The organism is Mesorhizobium sp. B4-1-1 (assembly GCF_006439375.1).
Lineage (GTDB): Bacteria > Pseudomonadota > Alphaproteobacteria > Rhizobiales > Rhizobiaceae > Mesorhizobium.
In genome coordinates, this window is the sequence record NZ_VFTH01000006.1 from 1 (window position 1) to 25,154 (window position 25,154).

Annotated in this window: 18 protein-coding genes; 7 read left to right on the forward strand and 11 right to left on the reverse strand. The window is 65.4% G+C overall.

The window, feature by feature from the left end; genetic code table 11:
- The first annotated feature begins 109 nt into the window (after window positions 1-109).
- From FJW10_RS10320 to FJW10_RS10330, 3 genes are all read left to right on the forward strand, one after another.
- The gene (locus FJW10_RS10320; RefSeq protein ID WP_140900022.1) at window positions 110-2,485 is read left to right on the forward strand and encodes an aldehyde dehydrogenase family protein; all 2,376 of its coding nucleotides are present in this window, start codon (window positions 110-112) and stop codon (window positions 2,483-2,485) included.
- A gap of 342 nt (window positions 2,486-2,827) precedes the next feature.
- Window positions 2,828-3,559: an SDR family oxidoreductase gene (locus FJW10_RS10325; RefSeq protein ID WP_140900023.1), complete on the forward strand. Its 732-nt coding sequence runs from the start codon at window positions 2,828-2,830 to the stop codon at window positions 3,557-3,559.
- A 194-nt stretch (window positions 3,560-3,753) separates the two neighbouring features.
- Complete coding sequence (locus FJW10_RS10330; protein WP_140853621.1) at window positions 3,754-4,599, forward strand: fumarylacetoacetate hydrolase family protein; 846 nt, start codon at window positions 3,754-3,756, stop codon at window positions 4,597-4,599.
- A gap of 95 nt (window positions 4,600-4,694) precedes the next feature.
- On the opposite strand, the gene FJW10_RS10335 is transcribed toward FJW10_RS10330, so the two are convergent.
- From FJW10_RS10335 to FJW10_RS10360, 6 genes are all read right to left on the reverse strand, one after another.
- Window positions 4,695-5,693 carry an ABC transporter ATP-binding protein gene (locus FJW10_RS10335; RefSeq protein ID WP_140900024.1) on the reverse strand — a complete coding sequence of 333 codons (999 nt, stop codon included), beginning with the start codon at window positions 5,691-5,693 and terminating at the stop codon, window positions 4,695-4,697.
- A 15-nt stretch (window positions 5,694-5,708) separates the two neighbouring features.
- On the reverse strand, window positions 5,709-6,770 hold the full coding sequence (locus tag FJW10_RS10340) for a Gfo/Idh/MocA family oxidoreductase (protein WP_140900025.1): 1,062 nt from the start codon (window positions 6,768-6,770) through the stop codon (window positions 5,709-5,711).
- The gene (locus FJW10_RS10345; protein WP_140900026.1) at window positions 6,767-7,606 is read right to left on the reverse strand and encodes a carbohydrate ABC transporter permease; all 840 of its coding nucleotides are present in this window, start codon (window positions 7,604-7,606) and stop codon (window positions 6,767-6,769) included. The genes FJW10_RS10340 and FJW10_RS10345 overlap by 4 nt, the downstream gene beginning before the upstream one ends.
- A gap of 8 nt (window positions 7,607-7,614) precedes the next feature.
- Window positions 7,615-8,544 (reverse strand): sugar ABC transporter permease, encoded by a 930-nt coding sequence (locus FJW10_RS10350; RefSeq protein WP_140659703.1) that lies wholly within the window; start codon window positions 8,542-8,544, stop codon window positions 7,615-7,617.
- Between the two features lie 243 nt (window positions 8,545-8,787).
- On the reverse strand, window positions 8,788-10,047 hold the full coding sequence (locus tag FJW10_RS10355) for an ABC transporter substrate-binding protein (protein WP_140659690.1): 1,260 nt from the start codon (window positions 10,045-10,047) through the stop codon (window positions 8,788-8,790).
- A gap of 117 nt (window positions 10,048-10,164) precedes the next feature.
- Complete coding sequence (locus FJW10_RS10360; protein WP_140900027.1) at window positions 10,165-11,115, reverse strand: N-acetylmuramic acid 6-phosphate etherase; 951 nt, start codon at window positions 11,113-11,115, stop codon at window positions 10,165-10,167.
- A 201-nt stretch (window positions 11,116-11,316) separates the two neighbouring features.
- Between FJW10_RS10360 and FJW10_RS10365 the strand changes: the two genes are divergently transcribed.
- From FJW10_RS10365 to nagA, 4 genes are read left to right on the forward strand one after another with little or no spacing between them, the layout of a single operon-like run.
- Complete coding sequence (locus FJW10_RS10365) at window positions 11,317-12,198, forward strand: N-acetylglucosamine kinase (RefSeq protein WP_140659692.1); 882 nt, start codon at window positions 11,317-11,319, stop codon at window positions 12,196-12,198.
- Window positions 12,195-12,974 (forward strand): GntR family transcriptional regulator, encoded by a 780-nt coding sequence (locus FJW10_RS10370; RefSeq protein WP_140900028.1) that lies wholly within the window; start codon window positions 12,195-12,197, stop codon window positions 12,972-12,974. Before FJW10_RS10365 ends, FJW10_RS10370 begins: the two co-directional genes overlap by 4 nt.
- Window positions 12,971-14,002: an SIS domain-containing protein gene (locus FJW10_RS10375; protein ID WP_140900029.1), complete on the forward strand. Its 1,032-nt coding sequence runs from the start codon at window positions 12,971-12,973 to the stop codon at window positions 14,000-14,002. Before FJW10_RS10370 ends, FJW10_RS10375 begins: the two co-directional genes overlap by 4 nt.
- Window positions 13,999-15,159, forward strand: a complete 1,161-nt coding sequence (gene nagA, locus FJW10_RS10380; protein WP_140900030.1) for an N-acetylglucosamine-6-phosphate deacetylase — start codon at window positions 13,999-14,001, stop codon at window positions 15,157-15,159. The genes FJW10_RS10375 and nagA overlap by 4 nt, the downstream gene beginning before the upstream one ends.
- A 65-nt stretch (window positions 15,160-15,224) precedes the next feature.
- On the opposite strand, the gene FJW10_RS10385 is transcribed toward nagA, so the two are convergent.
- The 5 genes from FJW10_RS10385 to FJW10_RS10410 form a co-directional block, all read right to left on the reverse strand.
- Window positions 15,225-16,751 (reverse strand): malonyl-CoA synthase, encoded by a 1,527-nt coding sequence (locus FJW10_RS10385; protein ID WP_140900031.1) that lies wholly within the window; start codon window positions 16,749-16,751, stop codon window positions 15,225-15,227.
- A 156-nt stretch (window positions 16,752-16,907) separates the two neighbouring features.
- Window positions 16,908-17,645, reverse strand: coding sequence for a GntR family transcriptional regulator (locus FJW10_RS10390; protein ID WP_246674198.1), 738 nt, complete (start codon window positions 17,643-17,645; stop codon window positions 16,908-16,910).
- A 258-nt stretch (window positions 17,646-17,903) separates the two neighbouring features.
- Window positions 17,904-18,581 carry a ribulose-phosphate 3-epimerase gene (gene rpe, locus FJW10_RS10395; RefSeq protein WP_140900033.1) on the reverse strand — a complete coding sequence of 226 codons (678 nt, stop codon included), beginning with the start codon at window positions 18,579-18,581 and terminating at the stop codon, window positions 17,904-17,906.
- A gap of 390 nt (window positions 18,582-18,971) precedes the next feature.
- The gene (locus tag FJW10_RS10405) at window positions 18,972-22,847 is read right to left on the reverse strand and encodes a DUF11 domain-containing protein (RefSeq protein WP_140900034.1); all 3,876 of its coding nucleotides are present in this window, start codon (window positions 22,845-22,847) and stop codon (window positions 18,972-18,974) included.
- Window positions 22,848-22,857: 10 nt separating this feature from the next.
- Window positions 22,858-24,819: a hypothetical protein gene (locus FJW10_RS10410; RefSeq protein ID WP_140900035.1), complete on the reverse strand. Its 1,962-nt coding sequence runs from the start codon at window positions 24,817-24,819 to the stop codon at window positions 22,858-22,860.
- Window positions 24,820-25,154 lie beyond the last annotated feature (335 nt).

Genomic DNA, 25,154 nt, shown 5'->3' on the forward strand with positions numbered 1-25,154 from the left:
GGCAGCCGCCAGGCGTGAAGGCTGATCTCCCCCCTTGTGGGGGAGATGTCCGGCAGGACAGAGGGGGGCGCGAAGGATCGCCTGCCAAGACGATTACCAGGAGCATGTTATGAACATCCTCGAACGCTATCACGCCATGGAATACGGTCCGGCGCCGGAAGCCCGCAACGAGGCAGATGCCTGGCTCGCGGCACGCGATTTCTCCAAGGCCCTGTTCATCGACGGCGCCTGGAAAGCGGCGGCAAGCGGCAAGACTTTTGAGACCAGCGAACCGTCCTCCGGCAAGCTGCTTGCCAAGGTCTCGGATGCGGGCGCCACCGATATCGATGCCGCGGTCGCGGCCGCCGCCAAGGCGTTGCCGAAATGGAGCGCCAGTTCAGGCTACGCCAGAGCAAAAGTGCTCTACGCCATCGGCCGCGCCATGCAGCGTCACCAGCGCCTGTTCGCGGTGCTGGAATCGATCGACAACGGCAAGCCGATCCGCGAGAGCCGCGACATCGACGTGCCGCTGGCGATCCGCCACTTCATCCATCATGCCGGCTGGGCGCAGGCGCTCGAGAAGGATTTTCCCGACCACAAGCCGGTCGGCATCGTCGGCCAGGTCATCCCGTGGAATTTCCCGCTGCTGATGCTGGCCTGGAAGATCGCGCCGGCGCTGGCCGCCGGCTGCACGGTGGTTCTGAAGCCGGCCGAATTCACGCCGCTCACCGCCATCCTGTTCGCCGAGATCTGCGAGCGCGCGGGCGTGCCGAAGGGCGTCGTCAACATCGTCCAGGGCGGACCGGAAGCCGGTGCTGCCATCGTCAATCATCCCGGCGTCCAGAAGATCGCCTTCACCGGGTCGTCCGAAGTCGGCAAGATCATCCGCAAGGCGACAGCCGGCTCGGGCAAGAAGCTCTCGCTGGAGCTCGGCGGCAAGTCGGCCTTCGTCGTCTTCGAGGATGCCGATCTCGACAGCGCCGTCGAAGGCCTGGTCGACGGTATCTGGTTCAACCAGGGTCAGGTCTGCTGCGCCGGCTCGCGCCTCCTGGTGCAGGAGGGCATTGCGGAAGCCCTGATCGCCAAGGTCAAGGTCAGGATGAGCCGGCTGCGGGTCGGCAGCCCGCTCGACAAGAACACCGATATCGGCCCGCTGGTCGACCGCAGCCAGCTCGACCGCGTCAAGGGCCTGATCGCCGAGGGCGCGAAACAGGGCGCAGTCTGCTGGCAGCCGGACGCCGCGCTGCCGACAACCGGTTATTATCATCTGCCCACGCTTGCGACATCTGTTTCGCCGGCTAATATTCTGGCACAGGAAGAGGTCTTCGGGCCGGTTCTGGCGACGATGAGCTTCCGCAACACCGAGGAAGCGATCGAGCTTGCCAACAACACGCGCTACGGCCTGGCCGCTTCGGTGTGGAGCGAGAACATCAATCTCGCGCTGCACGTCGCGCCGCAATTGAAGGCCGGCGTCGTCTGGGTCAACGGCACCAACATGTTCGACGCCGCCTGCGGCTTTGGCGGCTACCGTGAGAGCGGCTTCGGCCGCGAAGGCGGCCGCGAAGGCATGTTCGAATATCTCACCGCCAAGCTGCCGGCCGGCCCTGCCATCAGGCCGGCCGCGGCCGGATCGGCCCAGCCGGTCGAGCAGGCCGACGGCACGGCCATCGACCGCACCGCAAAGCTGTTCATCGGCGGCAAGCAGGTGCGGCCGGACGGCAACTACTCGCTTGCCGTCGCCAGCGCCAAGGGCAAGCTGGCCGGCGAAGTCGGTCTCGGCAACCGCAAGGACATCCGCGACGCCGTCGCCGCTGCCCGTGCCTGCAAGGCCTGGCCGGATGCGACGGCCTATAACCGCAGCCAGGTGCTCTATTATCTTGCCGAAAATCTGTCCGGCCGCGCCGACGAGTTCGCCGCGCGCCTTGTCCAGCTGACCGGCGTGACGGCGAAGGCTGCGCGCGAAGAGGTCGAGCAGTCGATCGAGCGGTTGTTCCTCTATGCCGGCCTCGCCGACAAGTTCGAGGGCCGTGTTCACCAGCCGCCGGCCCGCGTCGTCACCTTGGCGCTGCATGAGCCTGTCGGCGTCGTCGGCATCGTCGCGCCCGACAATCAGCCGCTGCTCGGCTTCATCTCATTGGTGGCGCCGGCGCTCGCCATGGGCAACGCCGTGGTCGCCGTCCCGTCTGAGCGGCATCCGCTTTTGGCGACCGACCTCTACCAGGTGATCGAATATTCCGACATCCCGGCCGGTGCCATCAACATCGTCACAGGCCGCAGCGCCGAGCTGGCCGGCGTGCTGGCCAAACATGACGACGTCGACGGGCTCTGGGTGTTCGCCGACGCCGAGACCTGCGCCAAGGCGGAGGCCGACTCCATCGGCAACCTCAAGCGCGTCTGGACCGGCAATGGCCGCACGCTCGACTGGGCGTCAAGCGAAGCGGCCGGCGAGGCCTTCCTGCGCCGCGCCATCGAGGTCAAGAACGTCTGGGTTCCCTATGGCGACTGAAGCCCTTCGCACGAGGCGCGTCCGCAGCCTTGCGGCAACGATAGTCGGCGCCGAAGCCGGTCTGGCTGCTGTCGCGAAGGTGATGGCGTTCGGGCTTGACGCTCGGGTCAGTGTTCTTTAACGAGAAAAAACATCTTTATCTGTGAAGCGGGACTTAGGCCGCACGATGCTGGTGGTCTGGTACATGACGCCAGGGCTGGCCATCGATAGACGCGGACGCATTAAGCATTCCAGGAAAAGCGCGAGCGGTTTTCCGTCTGGAATTGCGTCAAAACAAGGAGATAGAGCGTTTCGCCGTTTCCGTGAAACGGCGAACCGCTCCAGGCAGGCGAGGAGAAGAACATGGCGTATCTGGCGGGCAAAATGGTCGTGGTCACCGCGGCGGCGCAAGGCATCGGCCGGGCTAGTGCGCTGGCCTTCGCCAAGGCAGGCGCGACCGTTCACGCCACCGATATCAACGAGCCGTTGCTGGCCGAGCTGGGCAAGACGCCCGGTATCAAGCCCCGCACGCTCGATGTGCTGAACGACGCGGCCGTCGCGTCCGCCTTCGCCGAGATCGGGCGGGTCGATGTGCTGTTCAACTGCGCCGGCTTCGTCCATGGGGGTTCGATCCTCGAGATGAAGGACGAGGATCTCGACTTCGCGGTCAACCTCAATGTCCGCTCGATGATCCGCACCATCCGCGCCGTGCTGCCCGGCATGCTGGAGCGCGGCGACGGCTCCATCATCAACATGGCCTCGCTGGCAAGCTCGCAGAAGGGCGTGCCGAACCGTTTCGTTTACGGCCTGACCAAAGCAGCGGTGATCGGCCTCACCAAGGCGGTCGCCGCCGACTATGTCGCCAAGGGCATTCGCTGCAATGCGATCTGCCCGGGCACGGTCGAAAGCCCGTCGCTGCAGGACCGCATGCATGCGCAGGGCGACTATGAGGCGGCCCGCGCGGCCTTCATCGCCCGCCAGCCGATGGGCAGGCTTGGCACGCCCGAGGAGATCGCCGACCTCGCCGTCTACCTTGCCGGCGCAACCTACACGTCGGGGCAGGCCTACAACATCGACGGCGGCTGGTCGATCTGAAGGATCGGAAAGGGCTTGGCAGGAGATCGGGGTTTCGCATCGATCAGTCTGAAAATTCCTTTCGCCAGATCGCCCGATGCGGCGTTCGCTTGCCGGGGATCAGATCGATGGCTACGGTCCGCCCGGCTTTCGTCACCCCAATCGAAACGAATTTTGCAAAAAATGGCTTCAGGCCGCACCTTAGGAGAAGAATGATGAAGTTGTTGCGCTATGGCGAAGCTGGCAGCGAAAAGCCCGGCCTGCTCGATGCGGATGGGACGATCCGCGACCTTTCGGCTCATGTCGCCGATATCGCCGGCACGACGCTCCATCCGGCCTCGCTGGAGATGCTCTCGAAGCTCGATCCGAAATCGCTGCCGGTGGTTTCCGGCAAGCCGCGCCTGGGCGCCTGTGTCGCCGGGACCGGAAAATTCATCTGCATCGGCCTCAACTATTCCGACCACGCCGCCGAGACTGGCGCCACGGTGCCGTCCGAGCCGATCATCTTCATGAAGGCAAGCTCGGCCATCGTCGGGCCGGATGACGACGTGCTCATCCCGCGCGGCTCGGTCAAGACCGACTGGGAGGTCGAGCTCGGCGTCGTCATCGGCAAGACGGCGAAGTATGTCTCGGAGGACGACGCGCTGGATTATGTCGCCGGCTACTGCGTCGCGCACGACGTTTCCGAGCGCGCCTTCCAGGCCGAGCGTCAGGGCCAGTGGACCAAGGGCAAGTCCTGCGACACCTTCGGCCCGACCGGCCCGTGGCTGGTGACCAAGGACGAGGTCGCCGATCCGCAGAACCTGAAAATGTGGCTGACCGTCAACGGCAAGACGATGCAGAACGGCTCGACCAAGACCATGGTCTACGGCGTGAAGTATCTGGTGTCATACCTCAGCCAGTTCATGTCGCTGCATCCCGGCGACATCATCTCCACCGGCACGCCGCCCGGCGTTGGCCTCGGCATGAAGCCGCCGGTGTTCCTGAAGGCCGGCGACGTCGTGGAACTCGGCATCGAAGGGCTCGGTCAGCAGAAACAGACGTTCAAGGCGGACGAGTAACGCAGACTTTCCGTTCTCTCCTTTTGGTATCCGGAAGTGAAGGTGGTTTCGCGCCACCTCTCCCCCCTCCGGAGGGAGAGGAAAGAAACTCCGGCCTAATTCAACACCTTCCCATCCGCCCCGAACCGATACGTCTTCGCCGCATCGGGCGTCGCATAGAGCGTCGCGCCCGGCTCGGCGTTGTAGACGCCGAAGATGCGCACGGTGATCAGCCCGGCCTTCTCGCAGTCGAGATAGAGGTTGGTGTCGGCGCCGAGATGCTCGGCATGCACGACCGTGCCTTTCCAGGCGCCGGACTTCGTATCGACCGTCAGATGCTCCGGCCGCACGCCGACGGTCTTGGCCGTCTCGCCGAGCCTGGCGCCATCGATGAAATTCATCTTCGGCGAGCCGATGAAGCCGGCGACGAATTCATTAGCCGGCGAATTGTAGAGCTCCATCGGGCTGCCGATCTGCTCGATGCGGCCGGCATTGAGCACGACGATCTTGTCGGCCAGCGTCATCGCCTCGACCTGGTCGTGGGTGACGTAGATCATCGTCGCCTTCAGCCGTCGGTGCAGCTGCGCGATCTCCAGGCGGGTGTTGACGCGAAGCGCGGCGTCGAGGTTCGACAGCGGCTCGTCGAAGAGAAAAAGCTTCGGCTCGCGCACCACGGCGCGGCCGATGGCGACGCGCTGGCGCTGGCCGCCCGACAGTTCCGCCGGCCGGCGCTCGAGATAGGGCTCTAGCGACAGCATCGCGGAAGCGATCTTGATGCGCCGCTCGATCTCGGCCGCCGGCGTGCCGGCCTGCTTCAGGCCCAGCGCCATGTTGTTCTTCACCGTCAGATGCGGGTAGAGCGCGTAGGTCTGGAACACCATGGCGATGCCGCGTTTCGCGGGCGGCGTGACGGAAACGTCCGCGCCGTCGATCAGCACACGGCCGGAGGTCGAGTCCTCGAGCCCGGCGATGACGCGCAACAGCGTCGATTTTCCGCACCCGGACGGGCCGACGAAGACGACGAACTCGCCGTCCGTCACCTCGAGGTCGATGCCCTTCAGAACCTCGACCGGCCCGAAAGCCTTCTTCACATTCTCGATTTTCAGCGAGCCCACGGCTTCGTTCCTGTTCTAGAGTTTGACGACGTTGCCGCTGCGCACGCTCTCGTCGGCGGCGAGGCAGACGGCGAGCGACTTCACGGCATCGTCCATGTGGCGGGTGAGGTCGATATTGTCGCGGATGGCCTTGAGCAGGAAGGCTTGCTCCAGATCGCAGAGCTCCTGATGCCCCGGCTCGCCTTCCATCGACAGCAGCTGGTCTTCCCTGGCGAATTTACCGTCCGGTCCGGTCTCGGCGCTGTGCAGCCGGATCGTCGAGGTCTTGGTGTGGGTGTCGATGTCGTCGGACTTGACGCCCTCCTTCATCACGATCGACACGCAGCCCTTGGGCGACATCACGTCCTTCACGAAGAAGGCCGTCTCCGAGATCATCGGACCCCAGCCGGCCTCGTACCAGCCGACCGAGCCGTCCTCGAACAGCACCTGCAGGTGGCCGTAATTGTACATCGACGGCGCCACCTCCTCGCTCAGCCGCACCCCCATGCCGCGCACTTCGACGGGCTTCGCATCGGCGATCTGCAGCATCACGTCGAGATAGTGCACGCCGCAGTCGACGATCGGCGACGTCGTCTGCATCAATTGCTTGTGCGTTCCCCAGCTGTGGCCGGAAGACTGCTGGTTGAGGTTCATGCGGAAAACATATGGACCGCCGAGCTTGCGCGCCTCGGCGATCAGCCGCACCCAGGACGGATGGTGACGCAGGATATAGCCGATCACCAGTTTCCTGCCGTTGGCCTTGGCGGCGTCGACGACGCGCTTCGCGTCGGCAACCGTCGTCGCCAGCGGCTTCTCGACGAAGACATGGCAGCCGGCCTCGAAGGCCCTGACCGCATAATCGGCATGGCTGTCGGAATAGGTGGCGATCGCCGCGACGTCTGGCTTCTCGTCGCGCAGCGCGTCCACGAAGGAGCGTCTGATGCCGTAGCTCCCGAGCCCCCCCGGCAGCGGCACGTCGGAACGGTTGACGAGTGCGGCGATCTCGAAGCCTGGATTGGTGTGGTAGGCGAGCGCATGGCTGCGGCCCATATTGCCGAGTCCGGCGACGACGACGCGAAGGGGTTCTTCCGAGCTCACTTGACGGCCCCCGACGTGATGCCGCGGATCAGCTGCCGCGAGAAGATGACATAGAGGATCAGCACCGGCAGGATCGCCAGCGACAGCGCCGCCAGGATCGCGTTCCAGTTGGTGACGAACTGGCCGAGAAAGAGCTGCGCGCCGAGCGTCACGGTCTTGGTCTCTTCCGAAGGTGCCAGGATCAGCGGGAACCACAGATCGTTCCAGATCGGGATCATTGTGAAGACGGCGACGGTCGCCATCGACGGCCGCACCAGCGGCAGCACAAGGCGGAAGAAGATCGTGTATTCCGAGAGCCCGTCTATGCGGCCTGCGTTCTTCAGATCGCTGGACACCTGCTTCATGAATTCGGACAGGATGAAGATCGCCAGCGGCAGCCCTTGCGCCGTGTAGACCAGGATCAGCGCCGTCAGCGTGTTGACCAGCCCGCTCGCCACCATCAATTGCAGGATGGCGACAGTGCCGAGCCTGATCGGGATCATGATGCCGAGCGCCAGGTAAAGACCCATCAGCGTGTTGCCGCGGAAGCGGTATTCCGACAGCGCGAAAGCGGCCATCGCCCCGAACAGCAGCACGAAGAACAGCGAGGCGACGGTGACGATGAGGCTGTTCTGGAAATAGTGGAAGAAATCGCCCTGGCCGAACACCGTGGTGTAGCCGATCAGGTCGAAGGTCTTCGTCGTCGGCGGCGTCAGCGGCGCGCCGAAAATGCCCGCGCGAGACTTGAACGAATTCATCACCACCAGGATCACCGGGAACAGCGCGATCGCCGTGTAGGTCAGCAGGATCGCATGCGCGCCGATGGTGCGGGGAAGCGAACGGGTGGCTGTGCTCATGGCGCGCCTCAGAACTGGTAGCGACGCAGGCGCGTCTGCACGAGGAACAGGTAGACGCAGACGCCGGCGAGGATGATCAGGAACATGATCGTGGCGATCGCGGCGCCCATGTTGGGGTCGCCGACCTGCAGCTGGAAGCCGAAGAAGGCGCGGTAGAGGAAGGTGCCGAGGATGTCGGTCGAATAATTCGGTCCGGCGAGCGCGCCTTGCGCGGTGTAGATCAGGTCGAAGGCGTTGAAATTGCCGACGAAGGTCAGGATCGAGATGATGCCGATCGAGGGCAGGATCAGCGGCAGCTTGATCTTCCAGAACTGCGCCATGCCGGTGACGCCGTCGCATTCGGCCGCCTCGATCACTTCTTCGGGGATCGACAGCAGCGCCGCGTAGATCAGCATCATCGGGATGCCGACAAATTGCCAGACCGACACCAGGCTGAGCGCGGTAAGCGCATATTGCTCCTTGCCGAGCCATGGCGTGAACAGGCTCTTCAGGCCGACGAAATCGAGCAGATGCGGCGCCACGCCCCACAGCGGCGACAGGATCAGCTTCCAGGCGAAGCCGACGATGACGAAGGACAGGATCGTCGGCACGAAGATCGCCGTGCGGTAGAAGGCGGTGAAGCGCAGCCTGGGGCTGGAAAGCAGCGCCGCGAGCAGGATGCCGATCGGGTTCTGCACCAGCATGTGGATGATGAAGAACCAGACATTGTTCCGCAGCGCGTTCCAGAAATTCACCGACCAGTTCGGATCGCCGAACAGCGTGCGGAAGTTGCCCAGTCCGACAAAGACCTGGGACTGGTCTATGTTGCGGAACAGCGAGAGCTGCAGCGTGCCGAACAGCGGCAGGATCATGAATGCGGTGTAGACCAGCACCGCCGGCGCCAGGAAGACGCCGACATGCCAGCGGATCGGTCTTTTCGGTCGCGTTTCTGCAGCCATGAGTTCGGTAGCCATGAGTTCGGTTCCCCGCCGTCTCTGGGTTCCAGTTCAGGTGATGCTAGCTGATGCCCCGATGCACGGCTTGGCTGTCCCCTTCGAGGAGAAAGACAAGGCCAGCGACAGATCGGCTCCGTCTTCCCCGCAAGGTGAGGGTAAGACCGGGAGGCTGCGCCGACAATCGCTATCTGGAACTGTTTGAATGCCGGCCGGGCCCGCGCCCGGCCGGCATCGCAATCGATGCTCCTACTTCGCCGGCTTGTACCAGCTGTCGAGGCCGTCCTGCAGCTTCTTGGCCGCGGCTTCCGGCGTGTCGGTGCCGTTGATCACATTGGCCGATTCCACCCAGGTCTCGTTCTCGAGGTTCGGCGTGCCGCGCGACAGGATCTGGTAGGTCGAGCGGATCGTCGACTTGCACTTGTCGCGCCAGGAAACGAACTCCTGCGCCAACGGGTCTTCCATCTTCACCGGCGAGGAGTTCAGGCTGAAGAAGCCCGGCAGCGCGTTGGCGTAGATGGTGGCGAAATCCGGCGAGGCCACCCAGGACAGGAAGGTCTTTGCCGCATCCGCGTGCTTGGAAGCAGCGTTCAGGCCCATGCCGATGTCGGTATGGTCGGAGATGTAGCAGGTGTCGCCGGCCTTCTCGACCGGCGGCGGGAAGGCACCCATCTTGAACTGAGCCTGGGTGTTGAACAGGCCGATTTCCCAGGATCCGGCCGGGTAGATGGCTGCGCGGCCGAGCGTGAACAGGTTCTGGCTGTCAGGATAGGTCTGCGCCTCGAAGCCGTCGCCGAGATACGGCTTCCACTTGGCCAGTTCCTCATACGGCGCGACCCAGTCCTTGTCGGTCAGCTTCTGCTCGCCCTTGATCAGGGCCGCGCGGCCGTCCTCGCCCTTCCAGTAGTTCGGGCCGATGTTCTGGTAGCCCATGGTCGCGGCTTCCCAGAGGTCTTTGGTGCCCATCGCCATCGGGATGTAGGTGCCGTCGGCCTTGATCTTGTCGAGCACGGCGAAGAACTCGTCGCGAGTAGTCGGCACCTTGAGGCCGAGCTTTTCGAAGGCGTCCTTGTTGTAGATGAAGCCGTGGATGACCGAGGCCATCGGCACGCAGAAGCTCGACTTGCCGTCGTCGGTCTGCCAGGCGGACTTGGCGACGGGCGAGAAGTTCTCCATGCCCGGCAACGAGCTAAGGTCGGCGAGGTTGCCCTTCTTGAACAGCTCGAGCGACTTGTCGAAGGGGCGGCAGGTGATCAGGTCCCCCGCCGAGCCGGCGGCGAGCTTGGCGCCGAGGGCCGCGTCATACTCGGTCGGGGCCGAAGGCGCGAACACCACCTTGATGCCGGGGTTCTTGGCCTCGAAGGCCGGGATCAGCTTGTCCTTCCAGATGGTCAGGTCGTCGCCGCGCCAGCTTTCGATGTTGAGCGTCACGTCCTCGGCCAGCGCCATCCCGGTCGTGCCGAGGATGCTTGTGCCGAGCAGAAGGGCTGTCAGTAGTTTGGTCTTCATCTTCAGTCTCCCTGTTGACCTTTTTCAGGTTCCGTTTTGATGAGAACAGGGGCTCAGCGCCCCTTGCTCCCCTCGCAAGCCCGTTTCACCCCGATGGAAATCGGGATGAAACAGGCCCTACTTCTTTGTTAGGGCATGATCTTTTCCGAAAAGCGGGTTCCACTTTTCGGGATCATGCCCCAGCGCGGAAAGCGCCGGCCGAAGCTTCTGGCCGGTTCCTTCCAGTATCTTCTCGGCCGCGTCGGCGTTGGCGGCGCCGGCGGCGAGCAGAATGGCGGTCTTGACGCCGCCGCCGCTTTCCTCGAGCAGGCGGGCCGCGTCGTCGCGGCTCTTGCCGCTGATGGCGGCGACCATGCGCACGGCGCGGTCGCGCAGCTTGATGTTGTCGGCGGTCAGGTTGACCATGTAGCCGTCATGGACATGGCCGAGATGGATGGCGGCGAGTGTCGACAGCATGTTGAGCGCGATCTTCTGCGCGGTGCCCGCGCCCATGCGCGTCGAGCCGGCGATCAGCTCCGGAGGCGTTTCGAGCAGGATGGCGACGTCGGCTTGCTTGAACAGCGCGGCGCCCCGGTTGTTGGCGATGGCGATGGTGGCAGCGCCCCGGCGCCGCGCGTCCTGCAGCGCCTGGACTGCATAAGGGGTCGAGCCGCTGGCGGAAATGGCGATCAGGCAGTCGCCCTTGCCGATATCGGCCGCTGCGACGGCCGCCGCCGCTTCCCCGGTGTCGTCCTCCGGTCCGCCGGCCAGCGTGCGGAAGGCCTCGTCGCCGCCGGCGATCAGGATGGCGATGCGGTCGCGCGCAATGCCGAACGTGCCGGGCAGTTCCAGCGCATCGGCCAGCGCCATAAGGCCGGAGCTGCCGGCCGCCGCATAGGCGAGCCTGCCGCCGCTCTTCAACTGCTTCGCGATGAGTTCGGCGGCAGCGGCGATTGCCGGAATGGCGCCGTGCACGGCCTTGCTGGCCTCGATCTGGGCATTGGCCAGGAACGCCAGAATGGCTTCGGGAGCCTGGACATCCAGCCCCTCGGCATTCTGGTGGAGCGCTTCCGTGCGCGTCTCGGCCATCCGTTTTCCTCCCAACTGAGCGAACAATACCAAAAAAATACCACTTGTCCACACGCATTAACGAATTTCAGGTAAGGGAAGTCGCTTGCCGGCAAATTATCGTGGGTTTTCAATAAAATACGCCTTAATCTTTTTTGAACCGAAATTAACTCTTGGCTATTGGTATTTTATTGGTATTATCCCGACCGAGGAGAAAATCGCGTGAAATTCGTGCTTGGCATCGATGGCGGCGGCACCAGCTGCAGGGCGGCCCTTGCGACCGTCGACGGCGCTGTCGTCGGCCGCGCCAAAAGCGGCGCCGCCAACATCCGCACCGATCTCACCGGCGCCCGCGCCAACATCGTCGAAGCGGCGAGACAGGCTTTCCTCGCCGCCGGCCACGATCCGGAGCTGATCCCGCGGACACCTGCCATCCTTGGTCTTGCCGGCGCCAATGTCGGCACCTACCGGCAGCAGCTCGAGGCAATCCTGCCTTTCAGCCAAAGCCGTGTCGAAACCGATGCCGAGATCGCGCTCGAAGGCGCGGTCGGTTCCGGCGACGGCGCCATGGCCATCCTGGGCACCGGCACAGCCTATATGGCGCGTAAGGGCGGAAAATCGCGCGCCATCGGCGGCTGGGGTTTCCAGGTCGGCGACCAGGGCAGCGGCGCCCGCATCGGCCGCGACCTGCTTGAGCAGACGCTGCTTGCCTATGACGGCATCCGTCCCGGCTCCCCCTTGACCGACGCCATGCTCGCCGTCTTCCGCAACAATCCGGAAGACGTGGTCGAATTCACCACCAACGCCAAGCCGGGCGATTTCGGTGGCTTCGCGCCAAAGGTCTTCGACCATGCCGAAAAGGGCGATCTCGTCGCCAACTGGATCCTCGGCAAGGCGGTGGCCGATGTCGAGGCTTCGCTCGGCGCGCTCGATCTCGCCGAAGATGCCCCGCTTTGCCTGCTGGGCGGCCTGGCGCCGCTTTACGCGCCGCGCCTGTCGGCGCGCTATCAGGCGCTGCTGAAAGCTCCGCTCGACGACGCGCTCGGCGGCGCCGTGCAGATGGCCTTGCGCGTCTTCGCCAAGGGTTCGGAGGTCGGCCGATGAGCGCCGCCGACCAGATTTTCGCCATGCTGAAAGAATCCTCGCAAAGCGGCGCGCCGCTTTACCTGCAGCTCAGGCGCAGCATCGAGGAAGCTGTCAATCGCGGCTTGATCGGCCCCGGCGACGCGCTGCCGTCCGAGCGCGACATCGCCAGCAAGGCCGATATCTCGCGCGTCACCGTGCGCAAGGCTGTGCAGGACCTGGTAAAGGGTGGCATCCTCGTGCAGCGTCATGGCTCGGGCACCTTCGTCGCTCCCCGCATGGAGCGCGTCGAGCAATCGCTGTCGCGGCTCACCTCCTTCACCGAGGACATGGCGCGCCGCGGCATGAACGTGCGCTCCGTCTGGCTCGACCGCGGCCTCTATGCGCCGTCGCCGGATGAGATGATGGTGCTGGGCCTGTCCTCGACCGAGCTGGTGGCGCGCGTCGCGCGCCTGCGCATCGCCAACGACACGCCGCTGGCGATCGAGTGCGCCGCGCTCTCGGCCAGCGTCCTGCCCGACCCCGAGGCGATCGGCTCCTCGCTCTATGCGGCGCTGGGCACGACCGGCAATCGCCCGGTACGCGCCGTGCAGCGCATCTCGGCCACCAATCTCGGCGACGCCGATGCGCGCCTGCTGGAAGTGCCGCCGGGGGTTGCCGGTCTGCAGATCGAGCGCATTTCCTATCTGGCGAGCGGCAAGGTGATCGAGTTCACCCGCTCGGTCTACAGGGGCGACGCCTATGATTTCGTCGCGGAACTCCGGCTGACTGGGCCGGGAGAGGAGATCCGGCCATGATGGCAAACACCACCCACATGCGGCGCGAGATCGATGAGATCCCTGAAGCCGCCGCCCGCCTTCTCGACGGCTCGGCCTCGGCGCTGGCCGAGGCCGGTCGTGGCCTGCGCGAGCGCGACCCGCATTTCGTCGTCACCGTGGCGCGCGGCTCATCCGACCATGCGGCGACCTTCATGAAATATGCCGTCGAATTGACGGCGGGTCTTGCGGTCGCCTCGGTCGGGCCGTCGATCGCGTCCATTTACGGCGCGAAGCTCAGGCTGCGCGGCTCCGCATGCCTGGCGGTCTCGCAGTCGGGCAAAAGCCCCGATATCGTCGCCATGGCCGAAACGGCAAGAGCCGGAGGAGCGCTCACTGTCGCCATCACCAACACGGCCGACTCGCCGCTGGCGCGCGCCTCGGACTATGCCATCGACATTCTGGCGGGGCCGGAACGCTCCGTCGCGGCCACCAAGACCTTCGTCAATTCGGCCGTCGCCGGCCTTGCGCTGATGGCGCATGCGACCGACGACCAGCCGTTGCTGAAGGCGCTCGCCGGCCTGCCTGGCCATTTCGAGAAGGCGATCGCCTGCGACTGGATGGCGCTCGCCGGCGCGTTGGAAAATCCGCGGTCGCTGTTCATCCTCGGCCGCGGCCCATCCTTCGCGATCGCCAGCGAGGCGGCGCTGAAATTCAAGGAAACCTGCGCCATGCACGCCGAGGCCTACAGCGCCGCCGAGGTCATGCATGGGCCGTTGGCGCTGGTCGGACCCGGCTTCCCGGTTCTGGCGCTTGCCGCGCGCGATGCGTCCGAACCCTCGGTCGCCGAGGCGGCCGACGGGCTGACGGCCAAGGGCGCGGCCGCCTTCATCACCTCCGACAAGGCGAAGGCCGCGAAACTCCTGCCGCATGTCGCCACCGGCCACCCGCTGACCGACCCGCTGCCGCTGATCGTGTCCTTCTACGGCTTCGTCGAGGCCTTCGCGCGCCATCGCGGCCTCGACCCCGACACGCCGCGCAACCTGCGCAAAGTGACGGAAACCGTATGAGCGACCGTTTCGCACTCGCCGGCGCCCGCATCTTCGACGGCGCCGACTGGCATGACAACGCCGCCCTTGTCGTCAAGGGCGACGCGGTCGAGGCCATCCTGCCCGCAGGCGCGATTCCGTCCGGCGTTCCGGCGGTCGAGACCGGTGGTGGCCTGCTGGTTCCTGGTTTCGTCGACATCCAGGTCAATGGCGGCGGCGGCGTGATGCTCAACGACCATCCCGACGTCGCCTCGATCGAGACCATCTGCCGGGCGCACGCGCCCTTCGGCACCACCGCGCTGCTGGTGACGCTGATCACCGACACGCCGGCGATCACCGCCGCGGCGATTGCCGCCGGCGCCGAGGCGGCGCGGGAAAAGGCGCCGGGCTTCCTCGGCCTGCATCTGGAAGGGCCGCATCTCTCCGTAGCCCGCAAGGGCGCGCATGATCCGGCGCTGATCCGGCCGATGACCGACGCCGACCAGGCGGCGCTGATCGCCGCGCGCAGCGAGCTTCCCGTGCTGCTCACCACGATCGCCCCGGAATCGGTCGAACCGTCCCGTGTCACGGCGCTGGCCAAGGCCGGCGTCGTCGTCAGCCTCGGCCATAGCGATACCGATTATTCGACCGCCAGTGCCTTTGCCGGCGCCGGCGCCACGGTGGTGACGCATCTGTTCAACGCCATGAGCCAGATCGGCAACCGCGAGCCGGGTCTGGCGGGTGCTGCGATCGACACCGGCGGTCTGTACGCCGGCATCATCGCCGACGGCATCCATGTCCATCCCGCGACGATGATCCTGGCGCTGCGCGGCAAGCAGGGGCCGGGCAAGATCGTGCTGGTCACCGACGCCATGGCAACGATCGGCACCGACATGACGTCGTTCACGCTGAACGGCCGCACCATCTACCGCAAGGACGGCAGCCTCAGGCTTGCCGACGGAACGCTTGCCGGCGCCGATCTCGACATGATTTCCGCCGTCCGCTTCGTCCACCGCGTCGTCGGCCTCGACCTCGACGAGGCCTTGCGTATGGCCTCGCTCTATCCGGCCGAGGCTATCGGCCAGGCGCATCGCCTCGGCCGTTTCGCCAACGGCACCGCCGCCGACATTGTCGGCCTGTCGGAGGGGCTGGATGTCAGGAACGTCTGGATCGGCGGCAAGAAGGTTTTTGGGGCGTAACCTCCGCGATTTTCGTCATCCTAGGGTCTGCGCGCGTCGCTTCGAGGCCTGCGGCTCGATAATCGTTAGCCGGCTACGCGCGCCGCATAGATATCCTTGTACGTCTCGCGCAGCACGTTCTTCTGCACCTTGCCCATCGTGTTGCGCGGCAACTCGTCGACGAAGATCACCTGCTTCGGATGCTTGTATTTCGCCAGCCGGCCGGCGATGGCGCCGGCAATGTCGGCCGCGCTGATCGCCGATCCCGGCTTGCGCACCACGACCGCGGTGACGCCTTCGCCGAAATCCGGATGGGCGACGCCGATCACCGCGCTTTCCCCGACGCCATCAAGCGCGTCGATCTCGCTCTCGATCTCCTTCGGATAGACATTGTAGCCGCCCGAGATGATCAGGTCCTTGCCGCGCCCGACGATGTGGACATAGCCGTCGGCATCGATCAGGCCGAGGTCGCCGGTGATGAAGAAGCCGTCGTCGCGAAACTCGGCCCTGGTCTTTTCGGGCATGCGCCAATAGCCGGCAAAGACGTTCGGGCCCTTGACCTCGATCATGCCGATCTCACCCTGGGCCAGCGGCCTGGCCGTCTCGGGATCGGTGACGCGCAGCGAGACGCCGGGCAAGGGGAACCCGACCGTGCCGGCGCGCCGCTCGCCGTCATAAGGATTGGACGTGTTCATGTTGGTCTCGGTCATGCCGTAGCGCTCGAGGATGGCGTGGCCAGTGCGCTCGCGCCAGGCCTTGTGCGTCTCGGCGAGCAGCGGCGCCGAGCCGGAGATGAAGACCCGGATGGCGCTGGCCGCTTCGCGCGTCAAGCCGTGCTGCTGCAACAGCCGTACATAGAAGGTCGGCACGCCCATCAGCGCGGTCGCGCGCGGCATCAGCGACAGGATGCGCGCCGGGTCGAATTTCTGCTCGAAGAACATTGTCGCGCCGGCCATCAGGATGACGTTGGTGGCGACGAACAGGCCGTGCGTGTGGAAGATCGGCAGCGCATGGATCAGCACGTCGTCGGCGCCGAAGCGCCACTGCTCCACCAGCACGCGGGCATTGGAAGCAAGGTTCTCGTGGCTGAGCATCGCGCCCTTGGAACGGCCGGTCGTGCCGGACGTATAGAGGATAGCGGCAAGATCGTCCGGCCCGCGCGCGACATCGCTGAAATCCGTCGCCTGCCGCGAAGCCTGGCTGGCGAGCGTTCCCTGCCCGTCGCGGCCGAGCGTGAGCACCGTCGCGCCGATCGATGCGGCAAGCGGCTCGACGCCCGAAAGACGGTCCGGATCGCACACGATCAGCCTCGGCTCGGCGTCGCGGAAGAAATAGTCGAGCTCCGGCAGCGTGTAGGCGGTGTTGAGCGGCAGGAAGACCGCGCCGGCGCGCAACGAGGCGAGATAGAGCAGCGCCGCCTCCGGGCTCTTCTCGACCTGGACGGCGACACGGTTTCCGGGCTCGACGCCTGCCTGCACCAGCGCATGCGCCAGTTGCGCCGACTCCGCCAGCATGTCGCCATAGGTGATCGAACGGCCGTCATCCGTCTCCATCAGCAGCCGGCCCGGCGCCGGCATATGGGAACGGAAAGCGCCGAAGAGATGATTGGTCATGAAAATGTCCTCTAGAACAATTCCAGGAAAAGTGTGTGCGGCTTTCCGTCCGGAATTGCGTCAAAACAGGAAATAGAGCGCACGCCGAATGGCCCAGGCGTTGCGCTGCCCGAGCGAATACCAGATTTGGCGGCTGGAGCAAAAACGGCGCGGCAGTTATCTGCGGCGCCCTTTGCTGACGCCGGCCTTCGGATCATAACCCTGCGCGAGGCGTTCCATGCACATCGCCGCGGTGAGGCGGTAATGATTGAGAAGCGCCTCGACCGCGCCGTCGGCGTCGCCATCCAGCGTGCGCTCGGCAATTATCCGGTGCTCGCCAAGATCGTCGCGTCCCATGCCCGGCTCGTTTTGCGAGATCAGGCGGTAGCGCGAAGCCTGATCGGAAAGCTGATCGCAAAAGCCGATCAACCAATGCGACCGGCACGCCGCGATCAGCGCGCGATGGAAGGCGCGGTGCAGCTTCTCCCATTCCGGATTGTTGGTTGCCGGGTCTTCCGGCAGGCGGCGCTCGGCGCGCGCGAGGCGGTGCAGGGCCAGCACCAGCTGCTCTTCCCATTCGGCGGTGCGGTGCGCAATGGATTCGCGCAGCGCTTGCTCCTCCAGCCAGCAGCGCGTACGCGTCAACTCCTCCAGCTCCGCGGCGCTGACCGGCATCAGGAAGAAGCCGCGCTGGTCGTGACGTCCGAGCAGGCCCTCGGCGGCCAGGCGGTTGAGGGCCTCGCGCACCGGCGAGGCGCCGGCGCCATAGCGGGAAACGACCCATTCGACACGCAGTTTCGTCTCGGACTCCAGAGCTCCGCGCAGCAAGTCGTCGCGGAGTTGCTGGTAGACCGAACTGGCAAGCGTGCTTTTGGCGCCCTTGCTCTCGCCCGGCTCGGTGTTTCCGTTTGTCAATCGAACTCCTGTTGCTTTGCCCCTGGTTTGCCAGGGCCCCGCGGCGAAGCAATTCCCGTACATGTATCATACAGCCGGGCAACGGCACCTCAAGCGGAAGATGACGATATTCGACTTTAAGACAAGGCAGGCCCTCTATTCATCGAATAAAGTAGAATCTCGGGGAAAAGCCGATATTCCCGCGTCGCCCCATATATCGAACAGTCGTTCAATTGCCGCGGTTATGCAACTCAGGCGAGAGGTGGGGCAGTTATACGTTTAACTGGCGGCCCTGTCGGCGGCCGTTCGAATTGCTTCGATATTTGCCCTGTAGGCTTCGACGCTGCCGCCCTTGAAGACAGCGGCGCCCGCCACCAGCACATTGGCGCCGGCCGCGGTCACCAGCGGCGCCGTTTCGGCCGAAACGCCGCCGTCGATCTCGATGTGGATCGGCCGGCTGCCGATCAGCGCCTTGACCCGTTTCACCTTGTCGACAATCGCCGGGATGAAGGCCTGTCCGCCGAAGCCCGGATTGACGGTCATGATCAGGATGAGGTCGAGCCGGTCGAGCACATACTCGATCGCCGTTTCCGGCGTCGCCGGGTTGAGCGAGACGCCGGCCTTCTTGCCAAGGCTCTTGATGGTCTGCAGCGAACGGTCGAGATGCGGCCCGGCCTCGGCGTGAACCGTCATGCCGTCGCAGCCGGCTTCGGCGAAGGCCGCCAGGTAAGGATCGGCCGGCGCAATCATCAGATGGCAGTCGAAGAAGGCCTTGGTGCGGTTGCGGATCGCCTTGATCACCGGCGGGCCGAAGGTGATGTTGGGCACGAAATGGCCGTCCATCACGTCGAGATGGATCCAGTCGGCGCCGGCCGCCGCGACGGCCTCGACCTCATCGCCGAGCTTGGAGAAATCCGAAGCCAGCACCGATGGCGCGATCAGGGTCTTCTTGCTCATGGCGCAAATTCTCCCGGCAGTCCTGCGCGCGTAAGTCGCGCCTGTCAGGGCGATTGCCTAGAGCAATTCCAGGAAAAGTGCGAGCGGTTTTCCGTCCGGAATTGCGTCAAAACAAGGAGATAGAGGGTTCGCCGTTTCCGTGAAACGGTGAAACGCGCTAATGCATGTCGCGCAGAAGTGTGCAGCGGCTTTGCGATAACCACATGCATGAAAACAAAGGCTTAAAGCGCGTCGCCTGAATCCGCTTCAGCGACGCGCTAGACCATGATCCGGCCAAGGGGAAGCATGTTTTCGACAGGCGCATCGGCCCGCTTGCCACAGGGCTGTCTTCGATGTGGAAAAGCAAACCCGCCGGATCGCTCCGGCGGGTCTAGGTCTCCGGCTGCAAGATTACGGCTTGAAGTTCTGGATGTTGGCGCCCGCCGGATCCTGCGGCACGCGCCGCGGCTGGCGCTGCGGCACCAGTTGCTGCAGCACGTTCGGGTTGAGCAGGATGCCGGGGTTGATCTCGATGCCCGGCCGCCTGCGGATTGGCGTGCAGTCCGGGAACCGTCCGGTCGTGCCGACCGGGCAGCGCCGCTTGGTCAGCACGGGCTGGCACTGGCCGTCGATGTAGCGCGAGCCCGGCGCGCATTCCTGTTGCGGCTTGCGGCAGGCGTCGTCGCGGATTTCGGTGCCACGCGGGCAGACGCAGTCGCCCCGCTTGTTGTGGACCTGACCGCGAATGGTGCACTGCTCCTGCTTCGGCTTTGGCGGCCTGCAGGCTTTGCCCTGCACCTCCAGGCCATCCGGGCAGGCGCAGTTGCCGTTGGCGTCGCGCACCTGGCCGCGGATCGGGCATTGCCTCGACACGATCGGCCGGCAGGCGCCGTCACGGACTTCCGTGCGGATCGGGCAGACGCAATCGCCATCGGCATTGCGGGACTGGCCCCGGATGCGGCACTGGGCGGGTGGCTGCCTGTCGGGCACGCAGGCCTTGGCCACCCGGTCGAGATGTGTGCCGTCCGGGCAGGTGCAGCCGTTGCCGTTCGAAGTCGGCACCGCGCCACGGATCGTGCATTTCGGCGGAATGACCTGGCATACGCCGTTGACCAGCTCGCCGCGGCGGCAGACGCAATTGCCGTCCTGGTCGCGGTATTGGCCGGGACGCAGCGTGCATTCCGGTTCCTGCGGCTCTTCGCCCCGCACGCACTTGCCGTTCTCCAGATCGGTGCCGCGCGGGCAGACGCAGCGTCCGTCCACGGTGCGGATCTGGCCCTGCAGCAGCACGCAGCGCGGCGGCACGGGCAGCGGCAAGAGCTTGGTGCCGCCGCCTGAGCACTGGCCATTGCGGAAGGTGGTGCCGTCCGGGCAGGCGCAACGGCCGGCCGAGTTCAGCACCAGCCCATCCGAGCACTGTTTCTTCACCTCATGCCTGATGGTGAAGGGGTGGCATGAATAGGCCTTGCCGCGATCGCCCTGGCTGGTGGTCAGGTCGCGCGACAGCCCGTCGCCGCCGCCTTGCACCGGCGTGTTCGGAGGAAGCACGCCGACGCAGTTCTGGCCGTTGACCGAACCCTGCAGATCGGCAAGACGCCCGTCCTCGGGAAGGATCACGGTGACGTGGTGGGTGCGGCTTTCGCCTGCCCCCAGCGTCAGGTCGGCGATGCAGGATAGAGGCAGCGTCGTCGGCTCCGGCGAGCAGCCGAAGGGCGGATCGATCGAGGTGATCTGAACGTCTTCCAGCCGGCCGAGCCCTTCCACGCCGATCGCATCGCCGATGCGGACCGGACCGGAGAAGGGGTTTGGCCCATCATTCGTGATGGTGATCTTGAACGAGCAGGGTACTCCCGGCTGGCACTCGGCATCGCCGGTCTTCTCGACACGAATGGTCGAGGCGCCGCCGCCCTTCGCGCAAGCCTGGCCGATCGGGTAGACGATGTCGTCGCCCGGCGCCGGCCCGAAGGAGCCGCGCGCGCAGTTTTCGAACGCGCCATTCCCGCTCACCGTCACGTCGAAGTGCCTGGAGGTTCCGGGTGTCATCACGGCGCCGGGAATCTGGCACGACAGCGTGTTGGCAGGCACTGGTCCGCAGTTCCATTCCGGGCCGTCCGGGGCGACGGTCTGGATCTGCACCGGAGCGCCGCCCGACACCAGGGCCGCGGCATCGTTGACCCGCACCGGTCCGGTGGGAGCCGCGGTGCCGGCATTGCTGATGGTGATGCGGCAAGCGACCATTCCGGCGCGCACGAGCTGATCGCCGCCGCAGGTCTTGGTGATGCGCAGGCCAGGCTGGCCGCCATTCGGATGGCGGATGCGCTCGATGGCGCAGGCCTTGTTGTTGGCGAGGTCGACCTCGCCGGGAATGGCCTTCACCTCGGCGCAGTTCTCCACCGTATCCGGCCGGTAGTTTGCCGGCATTACCGCCTTGACGATGATCGGCGTCGACGCGCCCGGAGGCAGCGAGATGCCGGCATTGTCGCAGCGGAACTGTCCGGGCCCGTTCGGTCCGCAGCTCCACGGCGGGCTCGGCCCGAAGGTCGACGAGGTGGGCGCACCGCCGGGGTAGTTGTCGATCACCGTCAGCGGCCCGTTATAGGTGTTGCTGCCGTTGTTGATGACGTCGATCACGAAGAAGCACACGCCGTCCGGCGTGCAGACCGGTACGCGGGCGCGCTTCTTCAGGATCAGGTCGACCTTCTTTTCGACCGGAGGCTGGCACTGCGGATCGCGGTCGCCACGGCGGCAGATCGGGATCGAAGCGCAGCCGCGGTCGTTCTGCTGGCTGCCGAACAGCGGCTTGCCGCTGGCTTGGTAGTCATAGGCGGCGCAGTTGCGCAGCACGCTGCCCTGCCACCCGCCCGCGGGCTTGAATCCAAGCTTGAGGTTGACGGAAGCGCCGGGGTTGAGCGTGGTCGGCGGATAGGTGCAGGTCATCGGCGTCGTGCCGGGCACGCAGACCCAGGGCGCGTTCGGCCCGGAGGCCAGCACGGAGCCTGCCGGCAGCGTCACCTCGTCGAGCACGATCTTGCCGTTATAGGGCGCGTCGCCGACATTGGTGACGGTGATGGTGAAGTCGCAGCCGCCGGCCATCGTGCAGCGTGGCACGTCGGCGTGCTTCTCGACCTTGAGGTCCGGCTCCTTGTCTTTCGGCGGGCATCTCAGATCACGCGGGATGACGATGTCGATGACCTGCGTGCAGCAGAGCCCCCAGCCTTCCTTCGGCCCGGCATAGGTTTCGATGCCGGTGACGACGAGATGGATGGCCTCGCCGGGCGAGGCGCCGATGATCTTCCAGTTCAGCACGCCGCCGCCGACCGGTACCTTTTGCGTGTCGGGAACGATGGTGATGCCGGGCGTCGTCGTCGACACCTGCACCCGCTTGCCGCCCATCTCCGGGCCGACCGGCATGTGGTAGATGAAGGCGCCGCCGCCGGGCACGCAGTCGACCGTGCCGTGCTCGACCTTGAAGCATTCCTTGCCGGGAGGTGGCGGCGGGTTGCACTTGGTGACGTCGATATGGGTCGTCGTCTTGGCGCCGGTCAGGAAGTCGCCGTCGTCCGGCTTGCTCGGGTCCTGCGACGGGATGACGGTTGCCGGGCCGCCTCCCATCGACACCTTGATCTGACCCTGGTTGTCGACATTGGCCGGCGCGGGAAAGGCCGCCAGGTCGATCTTGGCCAGGATGCGGAAGGTGATGACACGCTCGTTCGGCGCGCCCGAGCCGTCGAGATCGTCGGCGGAAATCCGGAAATCGGAAACCGTCGCAGTGTCGTCGGGATTGGCCGAGCTGCTGATCGCGGCCGCCGGCAGCGGGCCGCCGCCAGCATCCGTGCCGTCGCCGGTCACATTCAGGTTGACGATCTTCAGACCATGCGGAAGCTGGTCCTTGAACTCGATCCTGGCGTTCTTCAGTGCGTTGGCCAAAGCCGGATTGGCGAAGGCTTGCGCATTGCCGCGCAGGCCAAAGGTCAGCGTATAGTAGACATAGTCGCAGCCGCGCTGGCCGCCCGTCTTGGTGAAGAAGGGCACGATGCGGCCGGGTTCGGGGTTGACGATGCGCGGATTGTCCAGGTCGAGCCTGGGCTCCGGTCCGGCGACTTCGGTGAGCTTGGCCGGCGCGGTGTCTTCGGCAAGCGCCGGCAGCGCCGGCATCATGGCGACCGCGATACCGGCCGCCATCAGCCAGCGCGCGCCGCGCCTGGCGTATGACAGGGGTTTCATGATCGTCTCCATGACGGTTTTCGTGTTGCGCGAAGCGAGGTGGGAAAGGGCGAGATTTGTCATCTGTCCCTCCTCAACGTTCGCAGCTGACGGCTGGCGTTCTGAGCGGCAGCGTCATCTTGCAGCAAGGGTAGTAGCCGCCCTTGTCCTGGTCGGACCTGCGATAGAAGCAGAGCCCGACATTGACGGTGTCGCCAGGATCATGGCCGGTGATGTCGACCGCGTAGGGCTTGCCCGGAACATGCGACATAGGGGTCGATACCCCGACACCGGGCGTCCTGGACTGCGCCTTGATCGAATCGCCGCCAAAGCCGGCATGGTCATGGAGATAGAGTTCGGCCCGAAGTCCGCGCGGCGTGCAATAATAGTGCACATCCTCGACGTCGACGCAGGGCGGCAGATTGCCGGGCGGCGGGAAGTCGGGCGGATAGAACGGAGGCAGATAGCCGCCGGGGATTTCCTCATAATAGCCGGCGCGGCCTTCGCAGGGGCGCCAGACCCTTATGTCGCCGACATGGCCTTCGACCTCCGGGTCTTCGAAATAGCCGTCGAAGTCGACGAACCACGAGCCGAAGGGCGGAACGTTCGCCGGCTTGACCAGCGCGCTCGGCGTCAACTGCACGCCGTGCACGGCAAGCGGCCCGCCGGCGGCGAGGCGCTCGGCAAGCGCGGGATTGTCGCGCAACTTGTCGCCGGTGTTGACGGCGGTCTCGGTGCAGACGCTGGTGTCGATATTGCCGTCGGCGTCATAGCCATATTGCAGGTCGACGCCGCCGGCCGACTGGCGGTTGCCTTGCGGAAAGCCGACCGCGTATTCCTGCGGCACCTCGACCCAGGCCGATTCCGTCGCCGGATCGTCCGGGTCCTCGCGCCAGTAGCGGATCAGCTCGCCTTTGCCGGAATCGGCGAAGCGGCTGTAATCGTAACGGTTTTCGACCGGGCCGCGTTGGGCGAGATACATGAAGCCCTTGTTGTCGAAGGCGATGTCGGTGACAGCGTAATCCTTCTCCGCCCTGACCGTCAGTTCCCAACGCGGATCGCCGGCGAACGTGCCGTCGCGCGCGATGCCGACCGACCAGATCTCGGATTTTTCGCCGACCGAATAATAGAGCCGGCCGCCATGATAGGAGACCGCCCAGACACGGCGCTCGTCCTGCGTATAGCCCCAGGTCTCGGGGTCTTCTGTATCGAAGGCCGCGCCCTGGATGTCCATGACCGCGCCATCGTCGGCGATGGGGCCAAGCCCATGCGCCGGGCGGCCGGCGACACCATGGTCGTACGTGTCGATCAGATGGCCGGTGGCGTCGATCCGATGGATCAGGCCGGTGTCGAGATCCGAGGCGAAGAACTGGCGGTGGATGGGATCGAAGGCGAGGTTGCCGATGCCCGGTCCGCTGTTGGTGTCGATGTCGGCAAATTTCGAGACGGCGCCCGTGATGCCGTCGATCCTCCAGATCGTGCCTGGACCGCCGCCATTCTCGGTGCCGAACTGGCCGTCCATGAAGGTGGCGCCGGCGGCGCCGCGACGCTGCCGCTCCGGACGCCCGTCGTCGTCGGCGTCCGGCGTGACGATCTCGACGCCATGCAGCGAGGTCGCGGCGGCATAAAGATTGGGAATGCCCGACGGCACGCCATCACGCACGCCATCGTCATAGGTCAGTCCGAACACCTCGCCGATCTGCCCAGCCGTCACCTCGAAGGGCGGCGGCGTGAAGACGAGTTGGCCCGAGGCAGGCCCGCCGAGGTGCGAGACGTCGAAAATGCGCAAGGACGCCCGCGAGGTGTCGATGAAGGTCTCGTCGACCGGATCGGCGCCGGGCGGCAAGCCCTGATCGAAATCGGGGATCACGGTGCCGGGGAAGCCGGTGACCGCTATCGATCCGGGATAGATGATCTGCGTTTCCTGCGCCTTCGCAACGCCGCCGAGCCAGAGGCTGGCGGACAGCGCCACGGCAAGAATTCCACTGGTCGTTGCTATTGCGCGGCGCAGACGGCCGCCACGAGAACGCACGAACGAGCCGCGACCGCCAGACATTGAACTCCCCCCGAAGCCGCAGGAAGGAACATCCGGTCTTGTCGCGCCAACCAGGGCAAGGCGCGGCGTTGCGGCACGTTCTTCCCCGATCGAATTGTCTGCTTTCCTCTTGGTGAGGATACGCCTGCGCCTATGCATGGTCAACGGAATCAGCCGAAAGCCCAGCGCGTCGACCCCTTCCCGAGGGCGGTGATCGCGCTGGACTCCCGTTGTTCCCGGAGACCACGGAGTCTCTGGGTTTCTGGTCATGGGGCTTTCCCTTTCCGGGCCGCAACATTGCGGCGCCTGGCCATCAGTCGCTGTCAGGCAGGGAAAGGTTCATTTGCGGATGGCGG